Raw genomic sequence first — 22,326 nt, 5'->3', positions numbered from 1 at the left:
TATAAAAAATCTTACAAAAGTGATCGACAAAATTAACAAAGATAAGCGTTTTTCAAATCTAATACAGTTTGACCGGGTAGAATTTATTTCGGAAGAAGGGGTGCTGAAAGTATTTTTCAAAACGACGGAGCATCTCTCGCCCTTTGACTTTTTAAAAGCAAAGCGCGAATTGGAAGAATCCTGCGACGCAAAGGTAAGAGTCTCGCTTGACCAATCGCATTACGCATCCGAACTGTTCGGAGAAGAAAAAATTTTGGAGCAATATCTGAAGGATTACCTGATTCTGTCGGAACCTACTGTTATGCCCTTTATCCAACCGGCAAAAATAACGCAGGACGACCGGATTTTGGAAATTTGCTGCACGTCAAAAATGGCAGAGGGTATTGTCAGTACAATGAAGCTTAATACGCTTTCTGAGCACTTTCTGCGCGATATATACGGAGTGAACAGGGGAGTGCGCATCAGTATTTCCGAAGACGCCAATAGCGGCTATGAACCTTCCGCTGAAGTACAGAAGGCGATTTGTTCGCAGAATATGGCTCCCAAACGCACAGTGCGTCCGGCTGAAAGCCGCGAACCGGCGCCGCCGCCGTGGGAGGCCCCGCCGGTTCAGGAAAAGGAAGAGATGCAGGCCCCGTCTGCCGATCCGGCGGCGGGAACGCCAAGAAAGACAGCTCAGCAGGGCGCTGTTACAAAAATGTGCGACCTCAAGCCCGACACCCGTATCACAATCGAGGGAGAGGTTGTCTATACGGAAGACAAAGAATTGAAAAATGGGGAACTTATCAAGCACAAGTTTGTGCTTTCTGATTACACCTCCAGTATCACTTGCTTCTTTTTGGAGAGCAATAAATATAAGACGCGGCTCGTACCGCCGAAAAAGGGCCAGTGGGTCGTTGTGACGGGCCTGTGCGCGGACGACAGCTTTGAACACGAGAAAACGGTTAAGGCGCAAAAAATTGAGAGATCAAACCACAAAGACCGCGAGGACAAGGCCGGTTCAAAACGTGTGGAGTTACATGTTCATACGCAGATGTCTGCGCAGGACGCTGTTTCTGATGTCAAAAAGATTGTTGCCCGCGCTGCAAAGTGGGGGCATAAAGCGATCGCCATTACAGATCACGGCGTTGTACAGGCATTTCCCGATGCCGCCAATGCGGCCAAGGCAAACGGGATACATCTGATCTACGGCGTAGAAGGATATATGGTCGACGACTCGAAGCGCATCTATGACTCGGACGCTCCCAAAGGATTTCAGGACGAATATGTGGTGTTTGATATCGAAACCACGGGACTTTCCCATATTAACTGCGATATCACCGAAATTGGCGCTGTACGCGTTGTAAACGGTGAACTTACAGACCGCTTTCAAACGTTTGTACGGCCTGGCGGGCCGATTCCCCCTAAGATTGTATCACTGACGGGGATCAATGACGATATGGTAAAGGATGCCCCCCTTCCTGAGGTCGCATTGGCCGAATTCCGGCAGTTTTGCGGTGATAACGCAGTACTTGTCGCACATAATTCGGATTTCGATACGAAGTTTATTTTCCACAAATCCCAACAATTCGGTATCACGTACGGGAATACGGTCGTGGACTCCCTTGCTTTATGCCGCCTTGCCTTGCCTAAGCTTAAAAACCATAAGCTGAATACGGTAGCGGCACATTTGCACATTCCGCTCGAGCACCACCGTGCTGTGAACGATGCGGTATGTACTGCCAAAATTATGCTCGAATGTTTCCGCGAATTTGAAAAACAAGGCGTACAGGATATGCAGGGCGTGAACCAAATGTTCGCAGAGCATGCGAACGGGAAAAATGCAAAAACTTACCATATTATCCTCTTATGCAAAAATAAGCGGGGGCTGAAGAATCTCTATAAGTTGGTATCCTTTGCACATCTTGACTATTTTTACCGCAAGCCACGTATGCCAAAAAGCGTGATCGACGCGCATCGGGAAGGCCTTATTATCGGATCTGCCTGCGAAGCGGGCGAACTTTATCAGGCGATGCTCGCGGGCGCTGACGAAAAGAAGCTGGCAAAAATCGCTTCTTTTTACGATTACCTTGAGATACAGCCCACGGCCAACAATGAATTTATGGTAAAAAAGGGAATCCTTGCCAATAACGAGGATATCCGGCGTATCAATAGGCGGATTGTGGAACTCGGAAGGAAACTGGACAAGCCAACCGTTGCGACATGCGACGTACATTTTCTTGATCCGCACGAGGAGTATTTCCGCCGGATCATTTTCCAGATACAGGGCTACGATGATACCGGGCAGGCACCGCTGTATTTGCGTACAACGGATGAAATGCTCAGGGAATTTGCATATCTGGGAGAAGAGACGGCCTATGAAGTCGTTGTTGAGAATTCCAATAAAATTGCAGACATGACGGAGGAAATTGAACTTTTTCAGTCGGAAACGGCAATGCCCAGCCTGCCAAACGCAGCGGAAAATATTACGGAGCTTGCATTCAGAACGGCTAAGGAAAAATATGGAGATCCGCTTCCTGAGTTGATAGAGGCCCGCCTGAAGCGCGAACTGGACTCTATCGTTTCCCACGGGTTCTCGGTTTTGTATTACAGCGCCCATTTGCTGGTTAAGAAATCTAATGAAGACGGATACCTCGTTGGTTCGAGGGGGTCGGTCGGCTCCAGCCTTGCCGCTACGATGACGGGAATCACGGAGGTCAATCCCTTGCCGCCGCATTACGTATGCCCGAAATGCAAACATTCGGATTTCGACATCGATAAGGAAAAATATCCTTCCGGCGTCGATTTGCCCGATGCGGTATGTCCGGAATGCGGCACAAAATACCTGAAAGACGGATATGATATTCCCTTTGAGGTCTTCCTCGGGATCGATGCGGATAAAGTGCCCGACATTGACCTCAATTTCTCGGGGGAATACCAGCCGACCGCACATAAATACACGGAAGTGATGTTTGGCAAGGGGCATGTGTTTCGGGCCGGTACAATCAGCGCCGTGAAAGACAAGATCGCCTATGGATACGTTAAGAAGTTCCTGGAGCAAACGGGGACGCAGGCGAATGAAGCGGAGGTCAACCGCCTTGTGCAGGGGGTTTCCGGCGTGAAGAAAACGACGGGGCAACATCCCGGCGGAATTGTGATCGTGCCGCACGACATGGAAGTTTATGATTTTACTCCCGTGCAAAAACCGGCAGATTCAGCGGAAGCGGAATGGGTCACGACACATTTTGATTTCAACTCCATGCATGACATCCTGATTAAACTCGATATCCTCGGCCATGATGTGCCGACTATCATCAGGCTCCTACAGGATGCTACGGGAATTGACCCGCTCACGATCCCGCTGGATGATAAACCGACGATGGAATTGTTCTCCGGTCTGGGGCCGCTGGGGTTGAAATCAAAGGATTTGCTGGGAATACAGACAGGGACGCTCGGCATCCCTGAGTTCGGCACAAAATTTGTACGCCAGATGCTGATGGATACGAAGCCGACAACAATGTCTGAAATCGTGCGGATCAGCGGCCTGTCCCACGGTACGGATGTGTGGTTGGGAAACGCGCAGGACCTGATCAAAGCAGGGACCTGCACACTGAAGGAAGCAATCTGTACGCGCGACGACATCATGAACTACCTGGTGGATAAAGGCGTGGAGAAGCGAATGGCATTCTTTATCATGGAAGCTACCCGTAAGGGCAAGGTCGCGAAAAACGGATTCACGGAAGACATGCAAAGAGCGCTTGACGACGCGCATATTGCGGACTGGTTCGTTGAATCCTGTAAGAAGATCAAATATATGTTCCCAAAGGCGCACGCCGTGGCCTATGTTATCATGGCATACCGCATCGCCTACTGCAAGGTGCATTACCCGGAGGCATTCTATTCCTCTTATTTCACGGTTCGCTCCAATGACTTTGATGCGTCCTATGTTCTCGGCGGGCTGGACGACATCAAAAAGAACTGGCAAATGATCGAGAACAATGGAAATGCGACAGCGAATGAGAAGAACATGGCAACCATGCTCGAGGTGGCTTGTGAAATGTATCTGCGTGGCTATCATTTCCTGCCGGTAGACCTGAACCGTTCTGATGCGGAAAAATTCCTGATCGAAGAGGGGGGACTGCGCCTGCCGTTCCTTTCTATTCCGAAACTGGGTGGTAACGCGGCGGCAAAAGTGGTGGAAGAGCGCGAGAAAGGAGCTTTTATCTCCATAGAAGACCTGCGGAAACGCGCTAAGCTTTCCTCTTCCGTAATTGATGAGATGCAGAAAATGGGAACGCTTACCGGCCTTTCACAGACCAATCAGCTGAGTCTCTTCGATTTTTAGGGCTTGGTTTTGCAATTGACTATTTACCTGCGCGGCTATATAATATTAAGGTGAGTTTTTTAACTGGAATAATTGCAGTTTTTCTTTTTCACAGCGGACAAAGGCTTGATTTTGTCTGACAATTTAGAAGGTAGGAGGAACATTGATGAAAAAACGTAGCTTAGTCGGCATCATCGTTACATTCGTACTCATCGCTTTGTTGTGTTTTGTTGTCATCAACGGTTTCAGTGTTGGAATTTATGAAGTCAAGCCGCTCAATGGTATCCAACAGGGACTGGACCTGACGGGCGGTGTATACACCGTTTATCAGGCAACTGATACATCAGTCGATAATTTTGATGAAAAGATGGATGGCGCGATGCTAGTACTTCGTGACAGGCTCGATGCAAAGGGCTTCACGGAGGCGACTGTAACCAAGCAGGGAACGGACCGGATCCGTGTTGAGATACCAATCAACAGCACCAGCGAAATCCAGGATCCGAACGAGGTCGCCGAATTTATAGGGACGCCCGCTAAACTGGAATTTGTTGATCCGAACGGAAATACCGTTCTCGAGGGAAGCGATATTGCGAGTGCGCAGGCGGGGCAGAACCCCCAGACCCTGGAATATGTCGTAAGCTTTGAACTGACACAGGCGGGCGCGGAGAAATTTGCCGCCGCCACTGAAGAATTCCTTAAGCAAACGATTTCCATTACGATAGACGGAGAGACGATTTCCGCTCCGAAGGTCGACAGCATCATTGCCGACGGAAAGGGCCAGATTACAGGAAACTTCACTGCGGAAAGCGCACAGGACCTTGCAATGCAGATCGAAAGCGGTGCGTTGCCGCTCGATTTACAGGAAATTGAGGTGCGTTCCATCAGCGCGACCCTTGGTGCGGGTGCGCTCCAGAACAGCATTATGGCGGGACTTATTGGCCTTGCGATCCTATTTGCGTTTATACTGATTTATTACAGGCTGCCAGGCCTTGTGGCCTGCATGGCGCTCGTGGCCTATGTCTGCTTCGTATTGTTGCTTCTCGGCAGCGTTCCGGGTGTACAGCTGACACTGCCGGGTATCGCGGGCATCATACTTGGTATCGGAATGGCGGTCGATGCGAATGTCATCATATTCGAGCGTTTCAAGGAAGAATTCCGGTCGGGAAAAACATTGCGTACTTCCTTCAACGGGGGATTTCAAAAAGCATTTGTCACAATCCTCGATTCCAACGTCACGACCCTGATTTGCGCCATCGTACTTGCGGCCTTTGGTACAGGTACGCTTAAGAGCTTTGCGTATACTTTGATTATCAGTATCGTTGTATCCATGATTTCGGCCCTTGCCATCACGCGCGGGATTCTTAAGATGTTTATCAACCTGAATATTAAAAACCCCAATGTGTTTATGGCGATGGCAAGACAGCTTCGCGAAGCTGCTAAAGCGGCGAAAGAAGGAGGTGGCGCGCAGTGATTACGAAACACTTCAAAAAATTTTTGATTGTGCCGATTATTATTATTGTGCTGGGGATCATCTTTGGCGTTATCAACGGCGGCCTCAACCTCGGAATTGATTTTACGGGCGGCAGCATTGTGTCTATTGACTTTAAAGGCGAATTCGATACGGATGTCGTGCAGAAAGCACTCGACAATAACGGGATGGGTGATTCGCCGATCGTGAAGGCCGGAGAGGGATATACGCAGGCCGAAGTTCGTATGCGCACGCTTGATACTGATGAACTGCAGTCCACGACCAACGAAGCAATTCTGACAGATATCCGGCAAACCTATCCCGATGCTGAAATCGTGTCGGTTGATAAGGTCGGCGGCGTTGCCAGCTCGGAGCTGGTCCGCAACGCATTCCTTGCAGTAGCGATCGCATGCGGGCTGATGTTGATTTATATTTGGATCAGGTTCCAGCTTTTCAACGGTATCAGCGCAGTCGTTATGTTGGTCCATGATGTCGGCATTATGATTGCCATCATGTGTATCCTGCAAATCCAGATCAATAGTGCGTTCATTGCGGCGTGCCTGACGATTATCGGATATTCCATCAATAATACGATCGTGATATTCGACCGTGTCAGGGATAACCTCAAGGTGATGGGGACCAAACACTTCACGCGTACAGAAATCTCCGATACGAGCATTAAGGAAACACTTACGCGTACGATCAATACGTCTGTTACGACGCTGATTATGATCGTGTGCCTGTATATCTTTGGCGTCCCGACGATCAAGGAATTTTCTTTTCCGATCATCGTGGGGCTGCTGGCGGGCGTATATTCTTCCGTGTTGCTGGCCGCGCCGATGTGGGCGCTCCTTGCGGACCGGTTCGACAGGAAAAAGCAGCAGAGAAGCAAGGCCAAAGCAAAGCCGAAGAAAAAAGCGGCAAAAGCTTAATCCGGCAGCGGGGCAGCAGGTATTCCTGTGTGAGCGGCTGATCCAAAAAACAAAAAAGACCTCCTGTGAGGGGGTCTTTTTTCTAAGGAGACAATATGAGGTATATCCTGAAACAGAAGCCTCAAGTGAATAATGACCCGCGGGCAATTGACAGGCTGCGGAAAGCCTTGAAATTATCGAGGCTGACAGCCTCGCTTTTGTGTGCGCGGGGAATCGTGGACCCGCAGGAAGCGCGTGATTTCCTGAAGCCGGACGTCAGCCAGTTGCGGGATCCGTTTTCCTTCGCCGATATGCACGATGCCGTAAGCGCGGTCAAGCATACCATTGCGGCAAAAGGAAAAATTTGCGTATATGGAGACTATGATGCGGACGGGATATCCGCAAGCGCGATCCTGTACAAAACATTGAGCCAGATGGGCGCGAAGGTGGAAGTATTTCTTCCGAACCGGATGGAGCATGGGTATGGGCTTACAATGGAAAATATCGAACGGCTGCAGGGTATCTCTCTGCTGATTACTGTGGACTGTGGGATTACAAGTACGCAGGAGATAGAACGGGCACGGGAAATGGGCATGACGACGATTTTGACCGATCATCATGAATGCCCGTATGTCTTGCCAAAGGCGGATTATATCCTGAATCCGAAGCGTCAGGAGGAAACGTATCCCTTCGATTCCCTCTGCGGAGCCGGAATCGCGTTTAAGCTTTCACAGGCGTTGATCGGCGACGCGGCGCTTGAAATGATCGATATTGCAGCACTTGCAACCATTGCGGATATTGTGCCATTGCTTGGGGAAAACCGCGCCATCGCAGCGCTGGGCCTTCGTCGTCTCAACGAGGATCCGAATCCCGGGATCGGCGCGCTGATAAAAAAAGCATGCGTCAAGCGCACTTCCAATATCGATGCGCAGACCGTGTCGTTCGTGCTTGCCCCGCGCATCAATGCCGCGGGCAGGATTTCCACAGCAAAGGTCGCCTTTGAACTTTTGACAGAAAACGACTCCGCGAGGCTCGAGCAACTTGCGGAAGAGCTCTGCTCCCTTAATACAGACAGGCAGCAGCGGCAGGAAAAGGTTGTTGCCGAGGCGATGAAAATGCAGGAAGAAAGCGGGGATTCCGATCATAAGGTGATCGTCCTTTATAAACACGATTGGGATATTGGGATCGTCGGGCTTGCTGCTTCCAAGGTCTCTGAACGCTATGTGAAGCCGACGATTCTTCTTGGCGAATCTGAGCCAGGCGTCTACACCGGTTCTGCGCGAAGCATTCCCGGCGTTAATATTTATGAGGCATTGAATTCTCAGGCAAAGGTATACGAAAAATTCGGAGGACATGCAGGAGCGGCGGGCCTTACCATTCGTGAAGAGCACCTCCCGCAGTTAATCCACCGTTTAAACGAATTCCTAAAAGAGCATTATGATGAAGAGGTGTTCAAGCCCCTTAAGACATACGATCTTGGAATCACCCCGTCAGAGGTATCGAATTCATTGATTTCGGAACTTGAAATGCTCCGCCCGTTTGGTTTCAAAAATGAACAGGTAGAGCTTTTAATAAGCGGTGCGCACATCGAAGATATTCGGTCGATTGGCGAAGATAAGCATGCAAAATTCCGTATCGCAAAGGGCGGAAGAGCCGTGAATGCCGTAATCTTCGGCACGCAGGCCGCCGCGGTTCCAGGGTATGCGGATATCGTGGGCACGCTTAATATCAATACATTTGACATGAAGCCGCAGATGATTGTAAGTACGCTTTCCTATGACGAGCCATTTGAACACAAGATGCGGCAGACGCAGGAATATTTGCGAAAGGCGGCAGTGCCAACTGAAGCCGAACGAAACGCTTTTTTTATCGGCCGTGAAGGCCTGCTCGGGGTTTATGCGATTTTAAAAAACGTCAGCGAAAAGAAAGCTTTTTTTCCGGACGAGGAAAAACTTGTCCGGTTCCTGCAGAAATATGCCGCCGAGTTCACGGATGAAAAAATTATATTTGCGCTGACCGTGTTTGAGGAAATAGGTTTGCTAGAAATACAAAAAAATGATAGAATACACATTGTGATACGTTCCGGAAAACGTGAGCTTTCCGACAGTGCGGTATATCAAAAGTTTGGTTCAGGGGAGAAATAAAATGGATTTGAAGGCAAAAATCAGAAACATCGAGGACTTTCCGGAAAAAGGTGTGATCTTTCGAGATATTACGACTCTGATCAAAGACCCGGAAGCATTTGAATATGTAACGGATACATTGGCAGAGCGCGTAAAGGGACAGGATATCGATATGATCGTTGTGCTTGATGCGCGCGGATTTTTGTTTGGCTCTCCGGTGGCCTATTTGTTGAGAAAAGGGATTGTCCCAGTCCGTAAAAAAGGAAAGCTGCCTGCGGACGTCTATCATGTGGAATACCAGCTCGAATATGGGACGGGGCAGCTCGAAATGCATAAGGATGCGGTAAAAGAAGGGATGCGCATTGCAATTTTTGATGATTTACTGGCAACGGGGGGAACTGCGAAAGCTGCGTGCGAACTTGTAGAGCTTGCGGGAGCGGAAGTCGTTTCGCTGAATTTTGTAATTGAACTGACAGACCTTGGAGGAAGAGACGCGCTCGGCGGATACGACGTGTTTTCCTTGGTACAGTATTGATTGGGAGTAGTTTGGGTGTCGGAATACTATAACGATTTTATCAGGCGGCATAAGCTTGAAGATGATCCAATGCTGGAAAAGGCGTTTGTGATGGCGGAGAATGCCCATGCAGGACAGCTTCGTCATTCCGGCGAGCCTTTTTTTACGCACCCTCTCGCGGTTGCGGATATTGTTGCCGACCTCGGGCTTGACACCACCACAATCGTCGCTACGATTCTCCACGATGCGGTAGAGGATACGCAGCTTACCACGGAAGACATTGGCCGGGAGTTTACGCCCGAGATCGCTAAATTGGTCGACGGCGTTACCAAGCTCAATAATTATGATTTTAAAACGCGCGAAGAGCAGCAGTGGGAAAGCCTGCGTAAAATGTTTCTTGCCATGGCTTCCGATATTCGTGTCGTCATTATCAAGCTGGCCGACCGTTTGCATAACATGCGGACACTGAAATATCAGTCCGAAAACAAACAGATCGAAAAGGCAACGGAAACGCTTGAGATTTATGCGCCGCTCGCACATCGGTTGGGTATCAGCGCAATTCAGTGGGAATTGGAGGATTTATCGCTTAAATTCCTGCATCCGGATGAATATTTTGAAATTGCGAATAAGATTGCATCGACCCGCGAAGAGCGCGAAAAGCAGATCAATTCGGTTATTGTAAAACTGGAAGATAAGTTTGCCGAGATGAAGATCAAGGCTGAGATTGAGGGCCGGCCAAAACATATTTACAGTATCTATAAAAAGATGCGGGAAAAGCATAAGGTTTTTGAAGAAGTCTATGATCTTATCGCAATCCGTATTATTGTATCGAGTATCAAGGATTGTTATGGGGTGCTCGGTATTGTCCATACCATGTGGAAGCCGATACCGCTGCGTTTTAAGGACTATATTGCCGTGCCCAAGCAAAACATGTACCAGTCGCTGCACACGACGCTTTTAGGCGAGGACGGCAAGCCGTTCGAGGTGCAGATCCGTACGTACGACATGCACCGTACGGCCGAATACGGAATCGCCGCGCATTGGAAGTATAAAGAAGGCGGCAAGGAATCGGGCATGGATTCCAAGCTTGCATGGCTGCGTGAGCTGATGGAGTGGCAGAACGACCTCAAAGACTCCAAGGAATTTATGGAGACGCTTAAGGTCGACCTGTTTGCGGACAATGTTTTTGTATTTACGCCAAAGGGAGATGTAAAGGATTTTGTCGCGGGCGCGACTCCGCTCGATTTTGCTTACAGCGTCCACAGCGCTATAGGCAATAAATGCGTAGGCGCGAAGATAAACGGTAAAATAGTTCCGCTTGATTATAAGCTTCGGACGGGGGATATTGTTGAGATTATTACCTCGAATTCCGCGACTCCGAGCAGGGATTGGCTGAAATTTGTCAAGACCGCGCAGGCGCGGAGCAAAATCAAGCAATGGTTCAAAAAGCAGCTTAAGGAAGAAAATATCGTTAAAGGCCGCGAAATGCTGGAAAAGGAGGCCAAGCGGCAGGGATATAACCTGTACGAACAGCTTTTGAAGCCGGACTGGCTGAGCGTCCTGTATAAACGGTTTACACTCAATTCACAGGACGATATGTTTGCGGCAATTGGATATGGCGCTCTTTCCGCCAACCAGATTCTTTCCAAGCTGATCGAACAGTTTAAGATGGCCAATAAGATCGACTCCGGTTCGGAAGAACTGAAGATCGTGAAACGCACCGGAAAAGGAGCGGAAGAAGATATTACCGTTGAGGGCAATACGGGGCTTGCGGTGCGTTTCGCAAAATGCTGCAATCCCGTTCCCGGCGACGATATCATCGGCTATATTACGCGTGGGCGGGGCGTATGCGTACATACGAAGGAATGCAAAAATCTTCATAATGTAGATAAAGAGCGCCTGATCGAGGTCGCATGGGCAGGAGACCAGACGACTTCCTATAACGTTGAAATACAGATCGTAGCGGATGACAGGCCGGGCTTGATGGTGGAAATCGCCCAGGCAATGTACAATATGGGACGGGATATCACCGCCATCAACGCACATTCCGCCAAGAATGGCGTTGCTACGATTTCCCTGCGTTCCAATATTACTTCCGTTCAGGATCTTCACGACTTGATGAATAAGCTGAAAGCTCTGAAGGGCGTACGGGATGTATTCCGCGTGAATTATTGAGAGGGTAAAACTATGCGTGCTGTAGTGCAGCGGGTAAAGAACGCTGCTGTCGCCGTGGACGGTGAAACGGTCAGCAAAATCGATATGGGACTTCTTGTGCTGCTGGGTATTTCCACGGAAGATACAGAAAAAGATATGGACTATATTGCAGAAAAGTGTGTTAACCTGCGAATCTTTGAGGATTCAGAAGCTGTTATGAACCTTTCCGTGAAAGATGTCGCCGGAGAAATACTCGTTGTTTCCCAGTTTACTCTCTATGGAGATGCCCGCAAGGGAAGGCGGCCAAGTTATATCAGAGCGGCCTCTCCGGATACGGCGCGCGACTTATTTGAAAGATGCGTCTTTCTGTTTTGTAAAAAATATGAGAAAATACAAATTGGAAAATTTCAGGCGGAAATGCAGGTCTCGCTTATAAACGACGGGCCTGTGACAATCCTGCTTGACAGCAAAAAGGAATTTTGACATGAAAGTAATTCCGGTAATGACGGGCGCTTTGCTCGAAAATGCATATATTGCGACGGATGGGGATTCCGGGACGGCGATTGTGATCGATCCGGGGGACGATGCCCGGAAAATCGAAGAACAAATCGACCGTCTGGGGCTCGAAGTCTCCTATATTCTCCTTACGCACGGCCATGCCGATCATATCGGTGCGGTGGACGAGCTAAGGAAACGCTATCACGCAAAGGTCGCGGTGCATGAAAAGGATGCGGAGATGCTGACCTCCGGCACCGCTAATCTTTCCAGCTTTATGGGGCGCCCGTTCAGTATCGGTCCGGCTGATATCCTGTTGAAGGACGGCGATACGGTAAATGCGGGGAATTTGACGCTGCGTGTGCTCCATACGCCCGGGCATTCCCAAGGCAGCGTTTGCTTTCTTGGAAACGGCGTACTCTTTTCCGGCGACACCCTGTTTGAAGGCTCTATCGGCCGGACGGATTTTCCGGGGAGCAACATGGAAGAGATGCGTGCTTCCCTGCAGCGCTTGAAAGAGCTTGCGGAAGACTATGACGTTTATCCCGGTCATGGCGCTTTGACTACGCTTGGCCGGGAAAAAGCGATGAATCCATATATGGGATGGTAAATTATGTTTTCACTTTACACGGAAACGCCTTCGTTTTTCAACGATATCTGCGAAGAAATCCGGCTGTTCCTGCCGGAGGAGAAACATATTCTGAAACTTGATGACAAAAACCAAATGAATGCCGGCACAGTTCTGCGGCATTTTTTTTGGCGGGACGAAACCGGCTGGCGCAATCGCGCGGAATATTATGACGCAGGCAAAAAAATAGCCGTCCTCGAAGAGCGGCCGGAGTTTGCGGATGATAAAAAAGAACCGGTCGATATCACCGCAGGTACGTTGCTTGCGAAGAAATTGAAAAAGCATACTGTAAAGCAGCTTATTTACCGCATTATGCGGGATGTCCATCAGAAAGAAATGCCCTGGGGCTCGCTTACGGGCATCCGGCCCACCAAACTTTTCCGCGAGCTTTCAAATCGGCGCGGGAAAGGAGAAGCGCATAAGATTTTTGTGGACCATTACCGCGTTTCGGAAGCCAAAACACAGCTTGCGGAAACGATTTGCCGTGTGCAGGAGCCGTTCCTGAAGGATGTCGGTGGAGAGGATATCGATATCTATATCGGAATTCCCTTCTGCATTTCCAGATGCAAATATTGTTCCTTTATTTCGCGCGATCTGACATTCAACGAGACCATCAAGGATCAATATCTTCCGCGGTTATTTTATGAACTTGACGCACTGAAAGAGGTCATGGATCAGTATCGTATCCGGGCCTTGTATATCGGCGGCGGCACGCCGACAGCGCTTGAGCCGCACGATCTTGAACAGGTTTTAAAAAAAGCCGGCGGGTTGTTCTCGCAGCATATGGAATTTACGGTTGAGGCGGGAAGGCCGGATACGGTAACGGAAGAAAAGCTGCACATATTGAAAGAATATGGAGTGGAGCGCATCAGCATCAATGCGCAGACGACAAACGACAGCACGCTCAAGCTTATCGGGCGGCGGCATACGGCATCGGAATTTGAACGTGCTTTTGCCCTTGCCAAAAAAGTAGGTTTCCAAAGCATCAATACCGATATTATACTCGGATTGCCCCGTGAGGATGTAGGCGATGTTGAAAAAACCCTTAAGGATATTATGGTATTTTCACCCGGCAATGTGACGGTGCATACGCTTGCGATCAAGCAATCTTCAGCTTTCGCCGAGGAACGTCAAAACGATTTGCCGGGAGCTGAGACGGTCTCGGAGATGGTGGAATTCGCGCAGGAATTTCTTTCTCAAAAAGGGTATCTTCCATACTATCTCTACCGCCAGAAGTATATGAGCGGAAATCTTGAAAATGTCGGCTTTGCGCTGCCCGGGCAAGAGTGTATTTACAACATCGATATCATGGAGGAAACCGTCAGTAATCTTGCGTTTGGTGCAGGAGCGATTTCAAAGCGGCTGTTCACTGAAAAAAATTTGATTGAGCGCGCGCCAAATGTAAAAGATTTGAAAAATTATATCGACCGCACGGAAGAAATGGCTGACCGCAAAAAAAAGCTGTTTTGAAACACGCGGGCAGGTGCCTGAAAATATATGTAAACGGGCGTCCATCCCTCCGGGCTGCGGGCGGGGGGCATGCTGCCGTTCGGAAAACTGCTGTGAATAGAAAGGACGGATGATAAGACCGTGAGGATCGTTTTGGCGAGGGAGGTTATTTCTTATTTGAACGACAGGGATGCCGCGGTTTATTGACACGCTTTCGTTTTCCCGGTATAATAAAATTAATTGGTAAAGGTGATGAAATGGAGAGTAACCGTATGCCTTGCGACAAGAGAGCGGCCGCCGCGGCTGAAAGCGGCTGTGCGTTTAAGATGCGGTGAAGAACACCATGGAGCTTCCGTTGTGAAAGCAGTTTTGTGATTAGCTGCGGGCGCAGGCCGGCGTTATTGGCAAGAGCGGAGAAACTTGTTTCTCAACATGGGTGGTACCGCGGATTTTAACTTCGTCCCTGTCTGTTTCAGGACGTTGTTTTTTTATGTTTTATATTGTTTTCAGGATACAGGAGGTAACTGTAACGTGGCAGTAAAAGCCCCGAAAGGGACAAAGGATGTTCTCCCTCAGGAGAGCTATAAATGGCAATATATAGAGAATCTTGTGCGGAAAATCACCGCACTGGCCGGATATCGGGAAATCCGCACGCCTATTTTTGAACATACGGAGCTTTTCCTGCGCGGCGTCGGTGATACGACGGACATTGTACAGAAGGAAATGTACACCTTCAACGATAAGGGCAATCGGTCAATTACGCTTCGTCCTGAGGGAACGGCAGGAGTCGTACGCGCATTCCTTGAGGGCGGATTGCCGTCAAACGCGCAGCCGACAAAGATGTATTATCTGAGCGCTCCGGTGTTCCGCTACGAAAAACCGCAGTCCGGAAGGCTGAGGGAGCACCACCAGTTTGGCGTGGAGGTCTTCGGTGCGCCGGACGCGAGCATTGATGCGGAAGTAATCAATATAGCGCTTACACTTCTCAATGAACTGGGCCTTGAAAACCTGCGGCTCAACATCAATAGCATCGGATGTGAAAAATGCCGTCCACGGTATAACGAACTGCTCAGGGAATACCTGCACGGACACGCGGACAAATTGTGCGAAGCCTGCAACGAGCGCATGGACCGCAATCCCCTGCGCGCGCTCGACTGCAAGGAGGAAGGGTGCCGGATGGTGGTGAAAAGCGCGCCGCTTATGATCGACCACTTGTGCGAGGAATGTTCGGCCCATTTTAAAGCGTTGAAAAAGTATCTGGATGCCCTGGGCATTGAATATGCGGTCAATCCGTTTATTGTGCGCGGTCTCGATTATTATACTAAGACCGTATTTGAAATCATTTCCAACAGCATTGGCGCGCAGGGAACGGTGTGCGGCGGCGGCAGGTACGACAAGCTGATGAAGCAGGTCGGAGGGCCGGAACTTCCGGGAATCGGTTTTGGTATGGGAATTGAGCGCCTTTTGCTCGTCATGGAAAATGAAGGGATCAAAATTGAGCGCCCGGCGCTTACCGACGTCTTTTTGTGCACACATGGACACCAGGCGCGCCTACGCGCCGCGCAACTGGTACGCGACTTGCGCTGTGCAGGTGTAAAGGCGGATATGGATCATTGTGCGCGCAGCATTAAGGCGCAGTTCAAATATGCGGATAAAATCGGCGCAAAATTTGTCGGAGTTATCGGTGAAACCGAGCTCGCGGATGGAACGGTGGTTCTGAAGACCATGAAAACGGGTGAAGAACGTGTCGTTGTTCAAAGTGAAATCAAGGAATTGATATAAAAGAATTACTATTTTGGGAGAGAAAATCATGGGAGAATTTTTAGGCGATTGGAAGCGCACTGCGCTGTGTGCAGAATTTACTACGGATGACATTGGCAGGGAAGTAACGCTGATGGGCTGGGCAGATACGCGCCGCGACCTTGGCGGCCTTGTGTTTGTGGATTTACGGGACCGCTCGGGGATTATGCAGGTCGTATTTGATGAATCCATGTTTCAGGGAGATTTTGATAAGGTCGGCAGTATTCGCAGCGAATTTGTGCTCGCGGTAAAGGGCAAAATTGTAGAGCGTTCGGAAGATACGGTCAATCCCAAGCTGCCTACCGGCCTGATTGAGGTCAAGGTGCGCGAACTTAAGATCCTCAGCAAATCTGAAACTCCTCCGTTTGAGATCGAAGACGGCAACAAGGTGCGTGAAGAGTTACGCCTGAAATACCGCTATCTCGACCTGCGCCGTCCGGAGATGCAAAAAAACCTGATGCTGCGTAACAAGATTGCAAATTCTGCGCGTGCCTATTTAACTGAAAACGGCTTTCTCGATATCGAAACTCCCATGCTACAAAAGAGCACGCCGGAGGGTGCGAGGGACTATCTGGTCCCGTCCCGCATTCATCCGGGATGCTTTTATGCGCTTCCGCAATCTCCGCAGCTTTTCAAGCAAATCCTGATGATCTCGGGTTATGACCGCTATTTCCAGATTACAAAATGCTTCAGGGACGAGGACCTGCGTGCCGACCGCCAGCCGGAATTTACGCAGATCGATACGGAAATGTCTTTTGTGGATGCGGACGATGTAATGACCCTGCATGAAGGCTTGCTGCAAAGAGTCTTTAAGGATGTGCTCGATATAGATGTAAAGCTTCCTTTAAAGCGTCTTTCCTACCAAGAGGCGATGAACCGCTTCGGAAGCGATAAGCCGGACACGCGTTTTGGGCTGGAGCTTAAGGATGTAAGCGACATCGTGGCGGGAAGCGAATTCAAGGTATTCAGTTCGGTCGTAAAAAACGGCGGCAGCGTGCGCGCGATCAACGCCAAGGGCTGCGCGAATATCCTCGCCCGGCGCGAGATCGACGCGCTGGTCGATTTTGTCAAAATATACGGCGCAAAGGGAATGGCATGGATTTCCATTCGTGAGGACGGACTCAATTCACCGATTACGAAATTTATGACACAAGAAGAAATCGACGGGATCATGGAACGTCTGGACGGCAAAGTGGGGGATATCCTGTTCTTCGTGGGGGATAAAAATTCCGTTGTCTATGATTCACTTGGTGCGCTGCGCCTGAAGCTGGCTGAAAAGCTTGACTTGATCGAGGACAACACGTGGGACCTCCTGTGGATAACCGAATTTCCGTTGTTCGAATACAGCGAAGAGGAAAAGCGCTATGTAGCAAAGCACCATCCGTTCACATCGCCTATGGATGAGGATGTCGATAAGGTGACGAGCGATCCGGAGCATGCGCGCGCAAAGGCGTACGATATTGTGTTGAACGGTAATGAGATCGGCGGCGGCAGTATTAGGATCCACAGCACGGAGCTGCAGGAAAAGATGTTCGAGGCGCTAGGCTTCTCCAAGGAAGAAGCATGGGAGCGATTCGGCTTCCTGCTCGAAGCTTTAAAATATGGTACGCCGCCGCACGGCGGACTTGCCTATGGCCTTGACCGTCTGGCAATGCTGATGACAGGCGTGGAATCGATTCGCGACGTGATCGCATTCCCCAAGGTGCAGAACGCGTCCGATCTGATGTCGAAGGCGCCCGATACGGTAGACAGGAAGCAGTTGCGAGAACTGCATATCAAAGTGGATGAAAACTGATGCTTGACGATTCCAGAACGGTAGCATTGATCGGTGAAGAGGGGGCTGGGCGTTTGCGCGCTTCCTCTGTCGCCGTGTTCGGAGTCGGCGGAGTCGGTTCGTTTGCCGCAGAAGCACTTGCGCGGGCAGGAATCGGTACGCTTTACCTGATCGACAACGACATAGTGCAGCCGTCCAATTGCAACCGCCAGCTGGTGGCTCTTTCTTCTACGGTTGGCAGTAAAAAGGCGGAGGTAATGGCAGCGCGTGTCCGTGATATCAACCCAGCGATCAATGCTGTTGCCATTGACCGCTTTTACGATGAAGCAAGCAGCGATGAAATTTTTGCCCATAAGTTCGACTTTGTCATTGATGCGATCGACAGTTTGCGGTCAAAGGAAAGCCTGATTCTAAACTGTGCTGGGCGGGAAATTGAAATAATTTCCTCTATGGGCGCAGGTAATAAGCTGTATCCGGAGCGCTTTGCTGTAATGGATTTATTTCGCACAACGTGCGACCCGATTGCGAAGAGGTTGCGGAAGCGGCTGCGGGATGCGGGGATCAAAAGGCTCCGGGTGGTTTGCTCGGACGAGCTTCCTCGCAAAACAGGATTGAGCGAGAGTGGAAAAAATGCACCGGCCAGTATTTCGTTCGTGCCTTCTGTGTGCGGGCTTCTTATGGCGGGTGCGGCGATAAGATATCTGGCAGGTGTGGAAGAATGAATGAATCGGGCCTTGTAACGAAAACAGCCGGAGATACGGCATATGTTTTGTTCGAGCGCACTTCCGCATGTTCCAAATGCGGCGCATGCGGTATGCTCAGCGGGCAAAATGATATCACCGTTACAATGAAAAACCTTTTGCATGCGCGGGAAGGCGACCGGGTTGAGGTGCAGTTTACAACAAAAAATGCGCTCCAGTCGTCGGCGGTCGCATACATCTTTCCATTGTTGATGCTGTTTTTAGGCGTGTGGCTTGGATATGTCATCCCGCAGGATGTCTTTCCGGTAAAGGATGCGCTTGCCGCGATTCTGGGGATCATCTTCGCGGCCGTTGCGTTTTTGATTTTGAAGCTGCTTAATCCATATTTTAGGAAGAAATTCGCAAACGTATACACGATGACCAAAATCATTGAGGAAAGCGGGCAAAAATAAGTGTTCCTGAAACGAATCGAACTCAATGGGTTCAAATCCTTCTGTAACAAAAAGGAAATCATTATCAATAAGGGAATCACTGGTGTGGTCGGGCCGAACGGCAGCGGCAAAAGCAATATTGCCGATGCCATGCGCTGGGTACTGGGAGAACAGAGCTCTAAAAACCTGCGCGGCACAAGCATGCAGGATGTGATTTTTAATGGGACGCAAACACGCAGTAAAAAAGGATACTGCGAGGTCGCTCTTATTTTTGACAATTCCGATATGCGTATCAAGTCTGAATATACGGAAATTGCGGTGCGCCGGAAAATGTATCGCTCTGGAGAAAGCGAATATTCCATCAACAATACCAACTGCCGTTTGAAAGATATTCTTGAACTGTTTCGCGACACGGGCATCGGCAGGGAAGGATACTCTATCATTGGGCAGGGAAAGATCGACGAAATACTGACAAGCAAGGCGACTGACCGCAGGAAGGTGTTTGAAGAAGCGGCGGGTATTATGAAATACCGCGTCCGCAAGGAAGAAGCGGAGCGTAACCTGCGTAAAACAAACGATAACATCACCCGGATTGACGACATCATTTCGGAGCTTTCCTCACAGATCGAACCGCTCGAAAAGCAGATGAATGAAGCGCGTGATTATCTTACGCTGCGAGATCGTTTAAAAGAGCTTGAGATCAACCTTTATTTGTATCAATATGACCGAACGGGTGAACGAATCGCCAAAACGGAGGAGCAGGTCCGGGAAAATGAGCAGGAATTTCAGGATTTGACAGAGCAGATTGCGCTGGAAAACGCACATGTTTTAGAGATCAAAAAGCAGCTTAGCCGGTTGCAGGATGAAATCGAGGAACAGAATGTCCGTCTCGGCGAACAGATGAGCGAACAGGAACGCTTAAAAGGCTCCCTTAATTTGCTGGCAGAAAAAGAGAATACGAACCAGCATGCTATGCAGGAAAATTACGAGAAACGCGATGCGTATGAAGAGCAGATTGCAGAAAGCGAGCAAAAGCTTCGCGAATTGAACGTACAGATCAGCGAGAAAAATACTGCAATCGATGAAAAGTATGCGGAAATCCTCGCCTTGCGCGTCCGGATCAAGGAAGTGACCGGGAAATCGGGAGATGCCCAGGAGGGCATCGATTCCGTACGTGCTGAGGTGGAAAGCGCGCGCACGGCTTTGCAGACAATGTTGCTCGACCTCAATGAGAAGCAGGTTAAGGCAGAGGTCCTGAGTCAGAAGAAAGAACAGGCCCAAGCGGAAATCGATCGACATAACGCACATGTTTTACAGCTCCGCCAAACAATTGAGTCGCTTAAGCGTGAAGCTATGGAATGTGACCGCCAAAGCGCTGATCTGCGTTCCGCGATGAACGAGGCTGCGCAAACGATCAGGGTTTTACAGGATGAGCGTACACAGGCGGAAAAAAAAGTCGCCGATACGGCGCGCCGTTTAAGCGAAGATGAGTCGCGGTTGAAGCTTCTGAATGATATGCGTGATGAGTACGAGGGATATTTTGATAGCGTTCGTTCCCTGTTTAAGGCGGCCAAGAACGCACCGGATATTTCCCGTAAAATCAAGGGCGTGCTTGCCGAACTGGTCGACGTTCCTAAAAAATATGAAACGCCGATCGAAGTGATCCTCGGTAACGCACTTCAAAACGTCGTCGTAGAGAATGACACTGACGCAAAGGATATTATTTCCTTCCTGCGGCAAAACAATCTCGGCCGTGTCACCTTCCTGCCCACAAAGTCGCTCAAGGTGCGCACTTTACAAAAAGAAGAAAAGTCTTTCCTCAATATGGATGGAGTGGAATGTGTTGCCAGTGAAGCAATCAGCTGTTCGGACGCAGTTCGTCCGGCCGTCGATTTTCTGCTTTCCCGTACGGTAATCGTGCGTGATATGGACAGCGCAATCGCATTGATGCGTAAAACGGATTACGCGTTCCGCGCGGTCACGATGGACGGCGACTTTATAAAACCGGGCGGGGTTATCACAGGCGGCAGCCTGAAAAAAAACAATACGGGGCTGCTTTCGCGCAAACGAATGGCGCAGGAGCTCGCGGAAAATGTTGCAGGGAACCGTAAGCTGCTCGCCGAATGGAACGCAGCGCTTGGGGAATGTGTGAAAAAAAGCGAAGCCGCGCAGCGCTTGCAGCATGAAACGTTACAGAAGCTGCGTGAGCAGGAAATCAGAACCGCAGAGGCAAAACAAAAGTTCCAAACTGCCCAGGATACGTTCATAAGCAATGAACAGGTCACGGCCGATCTGACGGATCGTCTGACGGAAGCTGTAACCGATTGTGAACAGATGGAAGCGGCAACCGAGGCGCTGAAAAAAGATACGGTGCAGGCGCAGGCGGATTTTGAAGCGCTTAGGCTGCGTCAGGAGGAAGCGGAGGCGCGCGCTGCCGGCGTGGCGGCCCAAACATCGGCGATAAAGGATAGTCTCTCCGCGCAAGAGCTTCAGCAATCAGAACTTACAAACGAAAAAAATATCCTCCTGCGCGAGGCGGAGCATCTGCGCGTTTTAATCGCGCAGGCAAAAGACGGCCTCGGACGGCTGCAGCAGAACAGCGACGCTCTTTCGGAGGAAATGAAAGAACTTACCCATTCCAAGGCAGAACTGCGGGGACAGCTTGACGGGATACTTGAACGGATCCGGCAGGCGGGCGAAGAAGCGCGCGGCAAGCTTGCGCTGCGTGATGAATGGAATGTACAGGCAGAAGAAACAGCCGGCAGGGTAGAAGCGCTTAACACACAGAAAGATCTGCTGATTGAGCAAAAATATAAATTTATCGCAAGCAGGGAAAAGCTGGAAATATCGCGCGAGAACTACCAAAACAAGCTGTGGGAGGATTATGGCCTTACCTATGCAAACGCGCTTCCATTTCTCAAGAAAGATTTTGCCTATCAGGCAAGTGTGCGCGAAATCGACGAGATTCGCGAACGGATTCGTGAAATGGGCGCGGTAAATCCGAATGCCATCGAGGATTATACACGTGTGCGCGAACGATATGACAACCTTGTCCTTCAGCGCGAGGACCTGACCGCGGCTGGAAACGATCTCCAGATTGTGATAAACGGCCTTTTATCTGGTATGAAAGAGAGCTTCCGGGAAAAATTCGCCATGATTAACGAAAATTTCCAAAAAACGTTCCACGACCTGTTCGGCGGCGGCTACGCGCAGCTCGAACTCGGGGAGGGCGACATCATGGAATGCGGAGTGGAGATCATTGCGGAACCGCCCGGCAAAAAGCTTCAGAATATCGGTCTTTTGTCCGGCGGTGAAAAGGCACTTACGGCAATTGCACTTTTGTTTGCGATGCTCAATATCAATCCTTCGCCAATCTGTCTCCTTGATGAGATAGACGCACCGCTCGACGACGCGAACGTGATTCGGTTTTCAGAATACCTGCAAACCCTTTCCAAGGAGCTGCAGTTCATCGTTATTACCCACAGGAAACCTTCTATGGCCATTTGTGATACGCTTTACGGCATTGCAATGCAGGAAAAGGGGGTTTCAGATATTGTATCGGTGGAACTCTAAAA

14 protein-coding genes and 1 other annotated feature are annotated in these 22,326 nt (G+C 49.8%); all 14 genes read left to right on the top strand.

Annotated features, from left to right (window positions below; genetic code table 11):
• The first annotated feature begins 19 nt into the window (after positions 1-19).
• The gene (locus tag B1H56_RS04080; protein ID WP_207667497.1) at positions 20-4,324 is read left to right on the top strand and encodes a PolC-type DNA polymerase III; all 4,305 of its coding nucleotides are present in this window, start codon (positions 20-22) and stop codon (positions 4,322-4,324) included.
• A 145-nt stretch (positions 4,325-4,469) separates the two neighbouring features.
• Entirely contained in the window at positions 4,470-5,774 is a 1,305-nt protein-coding gene (secD, locus tag B1H56_RS04075; protein WP_066518676.1) for a protein translocase subunit SecD, read from the top strand.
• Positions 5,771-6,703: a protein translocase subunit SecF gene (secF, locus tag B1H56_RS04070; RefSeq protein ID WP_066518679.1), complete on the top strand. Its 933-nt coding sequence runs from the start codon at positions 5,771-5,773 to the stop codon at positions 6,701-6,703. The genes secD and secF overlap by 4 nt, the downstream gene beginning before the upstream one ends.
• Before the next feature lie 125 nt (positions 6,704-6,828).
• Complete coding sequence (gene recJ / locus B1H56_RS04065) at positions 6,829-8,826, top strand: single-stranded-DNA-specific exonuclease RecJ (RefSeq protein ID WP_162938958.1); 1,998 nt, start codon at positions 6,829-6,831, stop codon at positions 8,824-8,826.
• A 1-nt stretch (position 8,827) separates the two neighbouring features.
• A complete protein-coding gene (locus B1H56_RS04060) occupies positions 8,828-9,340 on the top strand; it encodes an adenine phosphoribosyltransferase (protein WP_066518686.1) in 513 nt (170 codons plus the stop codon).
• Positions 9,341-11,494, top strand: coding sequence for a RelA/SpoT family protein (locus B1H56_RS04055; protein ID WP_330384534.1), 2,154 nt, complete (start codon positions 9,341-9,343; stop codon positions 11,492-11,494). It begins immediately after the preceding gene.
• 12 nt (positions 11,495-11,506) lie between these two features.
• Complete coding sequence (gene dtd / locus B1H56_RS04050; RefSeq protein ID WP_066518689.1) at positions 11,507-11,956, top strand: D-aminoacyl-tRNA deacylase; 450 nt, start codon at positions 11,507-11,509, stop codon at positions 11,954-11,956.
• Between the two features lies 1 nt (position 11,957).
• Positions 11,958-12,578, top strand: coding sequence for an MBL fold metallo-hydrolase (locus B1H56_RS04045; protein WP_066518693.1), 621 nt, complete (start codon positions 11,958-11,960; stop codon positions 12,576-12,578).
• Between the two features lie 3 nt (positions 12,579-12,581).
• Positions 12,582-14,066, top strand: a complete 1,485-nt coding sequence (gene hemZ / locus B1H56_RS04040; RefSeq protein ID WP_066518695.1) for a coproporphyrinogen dehydrogenase HemZ — start codon at positions 12,582-12,584, stop codon at positions 14,064-14,066.
• 222 nt (positions 14,067-14,288) lie between these two features.
• Positions 14,289-14,513, top strand: a binding site (T-box leader).
• Between the two features lie 63 nt (positions 14,514-14,576).
• Entirely contained in the window at positions 14,577-15,827 is a 1,251-nt protein-coding gene (gene hisS, locus B1H56_RS04035; protein WP_066518698.1) for a histidine--tRNA ligase, read from the top strand.
• A 28-nt stretch (positions 15,828-15,855) separates the two neighbouring features.
• The gene (gene aspS / locus B1H56_RS04030; RefSeq protein ID WP_066518699.1) at positions 15,856-17,640 is read left to right on the top strand and encodes an aspartate--tRNA ligase; all 1,785 of its coding nucleotides are present in this window, start codon (positions 15,856-15,858) and stop codon (positions 17,638-17,640) included.
• Positions 17,640-18,341 carry a tRNA threonylcarbamoyladenosine dehydratase gene (locus tag B1H56_RS04025; RefSeq protein ID WP_066518701.1) on the top strand — a complete coding sequence of 234 codons (702 nt, stop codon included), beginning with the start codon at positions 17,640-17,642 and terminating at the stop codon, positions 18,339-18,341. The genes aspS and B1H56_RS04025 overlap by 1 nt, the downstream gene beginning before the upstream one ends.
• Positions 18,338-18,772: a SoxR reducing system RseC family protein gene (locus tag B1H56_RS04020; RefSeq protein WP_066518702.1), complete on the top strand. Its 435-nt coding sequence runs from the start codon at positions 18,338-18,340 to the stop codon at positions 18,770-18,772. The genes B1H56_RS04025 and B1H56_RS04020 overlap by 4 nt, the downstream gene beginning before the upstream one ends.
• Complete coding sequence (gene smc, locus B1H56_RS04015; protein ID WP_066518703.1) at positions 18,773-22,324, top strand: chromosome segregation protein SMC; 3,552 nt, start codon at positions 18,773-18,775, stop codon at positions 22,322-22,324.
• The last annotated feature ends 2 nt before the right edge of the window (positions 22,325-22,326 follow it).

This window comes from Christensenella minuta (assembly GCF_003628755.1).
In the GTDB taxonomy this organism is placed as follows: Bacteria; Bacillota; Clostridia; order Christensenellales; family Christensenellaceae; genus Christensenella; species Christensenella minuta.
This window is presented reverse-complemented; position numbering and strand designations above follow the sequence as displayed.